Annotated in this window: 6 protein-coding genes and 1 pseudogene; 5 read left to right on the top strand and 2 right to left on the bottom strand. The window is 63.5% G+C overall.

The genetic code is table 11. The features are described from left to right. The 5 genes and pseudogenes from I5W_RS13985 to I5W_RS13965 all read left to right on the top strand — a co-directional run. Nucleotides 1-1,112 (top strand): annotated as a pseudogene (locus I5W_RS13985) (acetyl-CoA carboxylase biotin carboxylase subunit); the annotation flags it as partial. Nucleotides 1,113-1,168: 56 nt separating this feature from the next. After that, nucleotides 1,169-2,083, top strand: coding sequence for a 50S ribosomal protein L11 methyltransferase (gene prmA, locus I5W_RS13980; protein ID WP_044529683.1), 915 nt, complete (start codon nucleotides 1,169-1,171; stop codon nucleotides 2,081-2,083). A 3-nt stretch (nucleotides 2,084-2,086) separates the two neighbouring features. Further along, a complete protein-coding gene (locus tag I5W_RS13975; protein ID WP_044529682.1) occupies nucleotides 2,087-3,343 on the top strand; it encodes a DUF3426 domain-containing protein in 1,257 nt (418 codons plus the stop codon). A 99-nt stretch (nucleotides 3,344-3,442) separates the two neighbouring features. After that, nucleotides 3,443-4,378, top strand: coding sequence for a carbohydrate kinase family protein (locus tag I5W_RS13970; protein WP_044529681.1), 936 nt, complete (start codon nucleotides 3,443-3,445; stop codon nucleotides 4,376-4,378). Between the two features lie 55 nt (nucleotides 4,379-4,433). Beyond that, nucleotides 4,434-5,012 (top strand): peroxiredoxin, encoded by a 579-nt coding sequence (locus tag I5W_RS13965; RefSeq protein ID WP_044529680.1) that lies wholly within the window; start codon nucleotides 4,434-4,436, stop codon nucleotides 5,010-5,012. Between the two features lie 91 nt (nucleotides 5,013-5,103). On the opposite strand, the gene I5W_RS13960 is transcribed toward I5W_RS13965, so the two are convergent. Both I5W_RS13960 and I5W_RS13955 read right to left on the bottom strand, forming a co-directional pair. Beyond that, nucleotides 5,104-5,643, bottom strand: a complete 540-nt coding sequence (locus I5W_RS13960) for a YggT family protein (RefSeq protein ID WP_044529679.1) — start codon at nucleotides 5,641-5,643, stop codon at nucleotides 5,104-5,106. Nucleotides 5,644-5,900: 257 nt separating this feature from the next. Then, on the bottom strand, nucleotides 5,901-6,602 hold the full coding sequence (locus I5W_RS13955) for a histone H1-like repetitive region-containing protein (protein ID WP_083893535.1): 702 nt from the start codon (nucleotides 6,600-6,602) through the stop codon (nucleotides 5,901-5,903). Between the last annotated feature and the right edge of the window lie 403 nt (nucleotides 6,603-7,005).

The raw sequence follows: 7,005 nt of genomic DNA, 5'->3' as shown, positions 1-7,005 counted from the left end.
GATTTCGCCGAGCGCGTGGAAAGTCCGGCTTCGTCTTCATCGGCCCGCGCGCGGAAAACATCCGCATGATGGGTGACAAGGTCTCGGCCAAGCAGGCCATGATCCGTGCCGGCGTGCCCTGCGTGCCGGGTTCGGAAGGGGCGCTGCCGGACAATCCCAAGGAAATCGTCCAGATCGCCCGCAAGATCGGCTATCCGGTCATCATCAAGGCCGCTGGTGGCGGCGGTGGTCGCGGGATGCGCGTGGTGCATACCGAAGCCGCGCTGATCAATGCCGTGACCATGACCAAGACCGAAGCCGGTGCCGCCTTCGGCAATCCGGAAGTCTATATGGAGAAGTACCTGGAAAATCCGCGTCACGTGGAAATCCAGATCCTGGCCGACGAACACAAGCAAGCCATCTGGCTGGGCGAGCGCGACTGCTCCATGCAGCGTCGCCACCAGAAGGTGATCGAGGAAGCGCCAGCACCGGGCATCCCGCGCAAGATCATCGAAAAGATCGGCGAACGCTGCGCCGAAGCCTGCCGCAAGATGAACTATCGCGGCGCCGGTACCTTCGAATTCCTGTACGAAAATGAAGAGTTCTACTTCATCGAGATGAACACCCGCGTGCAGGTGGAACACCCGGTGACCGAAATGATCACCGGTGTGGACATCGTGCAGGAACAGATCCGCATCGCCGCCGGCGAAAAGCTGCGCTATCGCCAGCGCGACATCGAACTGAAGGGTCACGCCATCGAGTGCCGCATCAACGCCGAGGATCCATTCAAGTTCATCCCCTCGCCCGGTCGCATCACGGCTTGGCACGTGCCGGGCGGTCCTGGCATCCGCGTCGATTCGCACGCCTATTCGGGTTATTTCGTGCCGCCCAACTATGATTCCATGGTGGGCAAGGTGATCGCCTATGGTTCCACCCGCGAACAAGCCATCCGCCGGATGCAGATCGCGCTGTCGGAAATGGTGGTGGAAGGCATTTCGACCAACATCCCGCTGCACCGCGAACTGATGGTCGATGCGCGCTTCTTCGAAGGCGGAACCAATATCCATTATCTGGAACATAAGTTGTCGGAACGTCCGGCTTCCTCGGAAGCCGACAAGCCGGTCAAGAAGTAAGCAATACCGCAGCACCTCATCAGCAAAAACAGCAACATCAGCAAAGGCAGACCAGCATGGCTTGGGTAGAAATCGTCATCGAAGTGGCGCGGGAAGAGGCGGAGGCATTGTCCGACGCCCTGATGGACTCTGGCGCCCTGTCGGTGTCGGTGGAAGATGCGGACGAAGGCACCGAGGCCGAACGTCCGCTCTTCGGCGAGCCCGGCATGGAGCCGCAAACCGCCGCCTGGGATCGCAGCCGCGTGGTGGCGCTGGCCGGCACGGATGCCGACCACGCCACCATCGTCATGGATGCCGCCAAGGCCATCGGCCTGGACTATGCCCTGCCCTTTGCCACCCGCAACGTGGAAGAGCAGGACTGGGTGCGCCTGACGCAATCCCAGTTCGAGCCCATCCACATCGGTCAGCGCATCTGGGTGGTGCCGAGCTGGCACGAGGCACCCGCTGACCCGGATGCCCTGGTGCTGGAGCTGGACCCGGGCCTGGCCTTCGGTACCGGCAGCCATCCCACCACCCGGCTGTGCATGGAGTGGCTGGAAGCCAATGCCACCCAGGCCCAGACGCTGCTGGACTATGGGTGCGGCTCGGGCATCCTGGCGCTGGTGGCCGCCAAGATCGGGGTACCCCAGGTGATCGGGGTGGACATCGATCCGCAGGCACTGGAGTCGGCCCAGCACAATACCGAACGCAACCACTGCACGGCCACCTATTACCTGCCCGAAGCCTTCGCCCAGGCCCACCCGGAAGGCGAGCGCTTCGACGTGGTGGTGGCCAACATCCTGGCCGGTCCGCTGCAACTGATGGCCCCGATGCTGGCCGGCCGCGTGCGCGCCGGTGGCTCGCTGGTGCTCTCGGGCGTGCTGGATCGCCAGGCGCAGGAAGTCATCGCCACCTACGCGCCCTACATCGCCCTGACCGTGTGGGCCGAACATGAAGGCTGGGTGGCCCTGGCAGGCCACCTGCCGGAGTAATCCATGGCATTGGCGACCCAGTGCCCGCACTGCCTGACCATCTTCAGGGTCGCCAGCGACCAGCTCAAACTGCGCGGCGGCTTGGTCCGCTGCGGTAGTTGCCGCGAGGTCTTCAACGGCAACGAATTCCTGGTCGAGGCCAGCATCGCCGATGGCCATTACCAACCCGCTCCCGGTAGCAAGGCCCAAGCGGGCGTGGCCAGACCCGCGATGAGGGCAGCGGCGGCACCCGCGCCAGCCCCTGCCAGCGCTGCTGCCGCCTCCGTACCGCGAGCCTCCCCTGTCGCCGCCCCGCCGGTTCTCCCCGATGCCCGCTCGCAGGCAGCCGTGCCCGAGGTCAATGCACCAGCACCGGTAGCAGCCAAACCCGCGCCCGTGGTGCCTGCCATTCCCGTGATCGCCGAACCCAAGGTGTTTCGCTCCCCCAGCAGCCCCGGCTATATCCCCGACCTGGGCGCATCGCTCAAGCCGGCCGAGCCTGTGGATAAAAACAAGTGGGATGACGACGATCCTGCTGCGCCCCCCACGCTGGCCACCTCGCCGGACGAGGCCCCGGACAGCGGTGCGCTACTGCGTCGCTCCTCGGCCGAGCCCGAGGATGTGCTGGCACCACCCGACGTGGCGGCGGTGTTTCGCATCGACGATGAACCGGTCCTGCATGAGCCGCCATTGCGCCGGCAAGAAGCGCAGGATGAAGAAAGTGAAGAAAAATTCGAGGACAGCGACGAGGCCGAGGAACCAGGCTTCGTCAGGCGTGCCCAGCGCAAGGCACGCCTCAGCCATATGACGAAAATGGTCATGATGGTGCTGGCCGGCGCGATGGTGCCGGTGCTGCTGCTGCAATCGCTCTACTACTGGCGCAACCCGCTGGCGGCCGCCGTGCCGCAACTGCGCCCCATGCTCAACGGCATGTGCGTGAGCCTGCATTGCACGGTCGGCTTGCCCACCGAGATCGACCGCCTTTCCTTGGAAGCCAACGAGCTGCAGGTCGTGCCGCCCAGCCAGAATGTGTATGCGCTCACGGTGGTGATGCGCAATCGCAGCAGCACCACCCAGGCCTGGCCGGATATCGAGCTCACCCTCAACAACGATGATGAGAAGGCCGTGGTGCGCCGGGTATTCCGCCCGCGTGACTACCTGGCCGATCCGACCCAGGCCGATAACGGTTTCGGACCCGAGAGCGAGCAGCAGATCAAGCTCAATTTCGAGCTCAAGGATGCGCTGGTGTCGGGCTACCGTATCTACCTGTTCTATCCCTGATCGCCGGGCGCTGCCGGCAAGCGCTCTCGCCCATTCCAGACTGCCTGCCGCTTTTCTTCTACAATGCGGCATCCTTCACTCATTTCCAACGACCACGCCATGAGCTCCCTGATTTGCGGTTCCCTCGCCTACGACAACATCATGCAATACGAGGGCCGCTTCGCTGAAGCGCTGCTGGCCGACCAATTGCACAAGGTCAACGTCTCCTTCCTGGTGCCGACCATGCGCCGCGAGTTCGGCGGCTGTGCCGGCAACATCGCCTACAACCTCAAGCTGCTGGGTGGCCAACCCATCGTGATGGCCACCGTCGGCCTGGACAGCGCACCCTACATGGAGCGCCTGGCCGCCCTGGAAATTTCCACACGCTGCGTACGCCAGATCGAATCCTCGTTCACCGCTCAATGCTTCATCACCACCGACGCCGACAGCAACCAGATCACGGCTTTCCACCCCGGCGCCATGACCTGGTCGCATGAGAACAAGGTGGCCGATGCCGGCGCGGTCAAGTTCGCCATCGTCGCCCCCGATGGCCGCGACGGCATGTTGCAGCACGCCCAGCAGGCTGCCGAGCTGAACATCCCGCTGATCTTCGATCCGGGTCAGGGGATGCCCATGTTCGATGGCAATGACCTCACCAACTTCATTGACCTGGCCACCTATGTGGCCGTCAACGACTACGAAGCCGAACTGCTGACGGCCCGCACCGGCCTGTCGCTGGCACAGATCGCCGAGCGCGTCACGGCGCTGGTGGTCACCCGTGGCGAGCTGGGTGCCGACATCTTCGTCGGCGGCAAGCATCACGCCATCCCCTGCGTGCCGGCTGCCAAGATCGCCGACCCCACCGGTTGCGGCGACGCCTTCCGCGCCGGGATGCTGCATGGTCTCACCGAAGGCTATGACTGGGAAACCACGGGCCGCCTGGCCAGCCTGATGGGCTCCATCAAGATCGCCTCGCAAGGACCGCAGAATCATGCACCGACCCAGGCGGAAATCGAAGAACGCTTCCATCAGGCCTTCGGCTATCGCTTCGGCTGATGGGCATCAGCGGGTAGCGCGACGCGACCTGCAAGACCTACCAAGGAGATTGGCCATGCCGAACAATGCATCTTCCTTCGCTTGGCGCCTGCGCCGGCTGTGCGCAGCATCGGCCCTGCTGGGCGCGGCGCTGTGCTCGCAGGCCGCGCTGGCCGCCCTCAAACCCGGCGACAAGGCGCCTGACTTCTCTGCCCCCAGCTCACTGGGTGGGCAGGTCTCGACCTTCTCGTTGGCGGACGCCTTGAAGAAAGGTCCGGTGGTGCTGTACTTCTATCCGGCTGCCTTCACCACCGGCTGCACCATCGAAGCGCATCTCTTCGCCGAGGCAGTGGATCGCTACCAGGCTCTGGGGGCGACCGTCATCGGGGTCTCGGGCGACAATATCGAGACGCTCAACAAGTTCTCGGTCAGCGAATGCCGCAGCAAATTCGCGGTGGCCGCCGACGTCGACAAGAAGATCATGAAGGCTTACGACGCGCAGTTCCTGAAGGTCACCGGCTACGCCAGCCGCACCTCCTACGTCATCACGCCGGACCATGCCATCCTCTACGAATACACCGACATGAATCCGGAAAAGCATGTGGAGAACACCCTGCAGGCGCTGGAGCAATGGTCGGCCAAGCAGAAGCATTGAGCGTGCGCAGCCTCGTTGCCGAGGGAACAAAGCAAAAGAGCCGGACATCATCCGGCTCTTTTTTCGTCTTGGCGAGATGCTGGGGAGGAGCTCAGAATCCGGCGAACAGCAACCCGCTGACCACCCGCACGGCAATCTGCAACAGGATCAACAGCACCAGTGGCGACAGGTCAACACCACCCAGGGGCGGGATGATACGGCGCAGCGGACGCAGCAGGGGATCGTTCAAGGCGCGCACGAAGGGGGCCAGCGGCGCATGGGGATTGACCCAGCTGAAGACGGCTTCGATGATCAGCGTGGCCATGAAACCATAGCAGATCCATTCGAAGAAGCGCTCCAGCGCGACGATGAAGATGAGCCTGAAATCGAATCCGCTCTGCCAGCCGAGGATGGCGATAATGGACAGCAAGACGATCAGGAATGCCGCCACCAGGCTGGCCCAGTCGTAGCTGCCGCCAGGCATCACCCGACGCAGCGGACGCACCAGCCAGTCCGAGAGCTGGTAGACGAACTGCCCCACCGATTGCGGCGGACGCACGCGCACCACCTGCATCCAGAAACGCAGCAGCATGACGCCGGCCAGGATGCTGGCAACAGCGTTGACGATCATCGTGAAAATACTCAGCAGCACAGGGATCTCCATCAGTGAGAGGCAGGGCACATACTAGAGGGCAAGCGGCTTGGGCGCAATCACCGCGACCGCCGCGACACAACCAGATCAAACGTAAGCGCCGCGTGCGAGGACGGCCAGGCATTCATATATTGTGCCATTGCACGGAATTGCCAGAGCAAACCCGCGAAACCTGCGGACATAAAAAAACCGCTGCATGGCGCAATGCCATACAGCGGCCTTCAGTCTGAGGGGATCAGACTAGACGCGCGCCCAGATTACGGACGACCAGCGCCGGTCGGGAACGGCCATGCAGCGGCCGGGTTCAGCACGGTCTTGGCGGCCGGTGCTGCTGCGGCAGCTGCCGGCTTGGCGGCGGCCTTCTTGGGAGCTGCTGCCTTCTTGACGGCGGGCTTCTTGGCGGCGGCCTTGGGAGCTGCGGCGGCCTTCGGAGCTGCTGCCTTGGGAGCGGCGACCTTCTTTGCTGCTGCCTTCGGAGCTGCAACCTTCTTGGCAACGGCTGCCTTCGGAGCTGCTGCCTTCTTGGCGGCGGCCTTCGGTGCTGCGACCTTCTTGGCGGCGGCCTTCGGTGCTGCAACCTTCTTCGCTGCTGCGGCCTTCGGAGCTGCTGCCTTCTTGGCGGCAGCCTTCGGAGCTGCAACCTTCTTCGCTGCTGCCTTCGGTGCTGCAACCTTCTTCGCTGCTGCGGCCTTCGGAGCTGCTGCCTTCTTGGCGGCGGCCTTCGGAGCTGCAACCTTCTTCGCTGCTGCCTTCGGTGCTGCAACCTTCTTGGCGGCTGCGGCCTTCGGAGCTGCTGCCTTCTTGGCGGCGGCCTTCGGAGCTGCAACCTTCTTGGCGGCTGCCTTCGGTGCTGCAACCTTCTTCGCTGCTGCCTTCGGAGCTGCAACCTTCTTGGCGGCTGCGGCCTTCGGAGCTGCTGCCTTCTTGGCAGCTGCCGGCTTGGCGGCGGCCTTGGCCACGGTCTTCTTGGCGGCGGCGGCCTTGGGCGCTGCTACCTTCTTCGTGGTTTCCTTGGCGGCGACCGCCTTTTCCTTCTTTGCCGCCGGCTTCTTGGCCGCGGTCTTCTTTGCTGCTGTTGCCATTTTGTTTCTCCTTCTTCACGTGAATGGAAAAAATCAAGCTTGATATAAGCAACCCGCACGCGACATCGCGATGACGCGGGCGAGCTATTCATCGGCACAAGCCGCCTGTGGCTTGCGCTAATGAATTCGGCACCAGCTGAACTGCTGCATCCCCTCACCTATGCAGCGCTTCAGCTATCTTGGCGACGCCCCTCCGGTAGTGCCCGCGCAATGGCGCAGGAAGATTCGACTACGGGAGCAGGCGCGACACCAAAAAAAACGCCAGCGTGTCAAACGCAGC

This window comes from Herbaspirillum sp. B65 (assembly GCF_000333555.1).
Taxonomy (GTDB): domain Bacteria; phylum Pseudomonadota; class Gammaproteobacteria; order Burkholderiales; family Burkholderiaceae_D; genus Herbaspirillum; species Herbaspirillum rubrisubalbicans.
The sequence above is the reverse complement of the archived record's forward strand: the minus strand, read 5'-3'. Positions and strand labels throughout refer to the sequence as shown.

Excerpts from the sequence above, each read along its gene's own strand:
- I5W_RS13965 (WP_044529680.1), top strand. The coding sequence starts at position 4,434 with ATGCCGAACAATGCATCTTCCTTCGCTTGGCGCCTGCGCCGGCTGTGC.
- I5W_RS13975 (WP_044529682.1), top strand. The coding sequence starts at position 2,087 with ATGGCATTGGCGACCCAGTGCCCGCACTGCCTGACCATCTTCAGGGTC.
- prmA (WP_044529683.1), top strand. The coding sequence starts at position 1,169 with ATGGCTTGGGTAGAAATCGTCATCGAAGTGGCGCGGGAAGAGGCGGAG.
- I5W_RS13970 (WP_044529681.1), top strand. The coding sequence starts at position 3,443 with ATGAGCTCCCTGATTTGCGGTTCCCTCGCCTACGACAACATCATGCAA.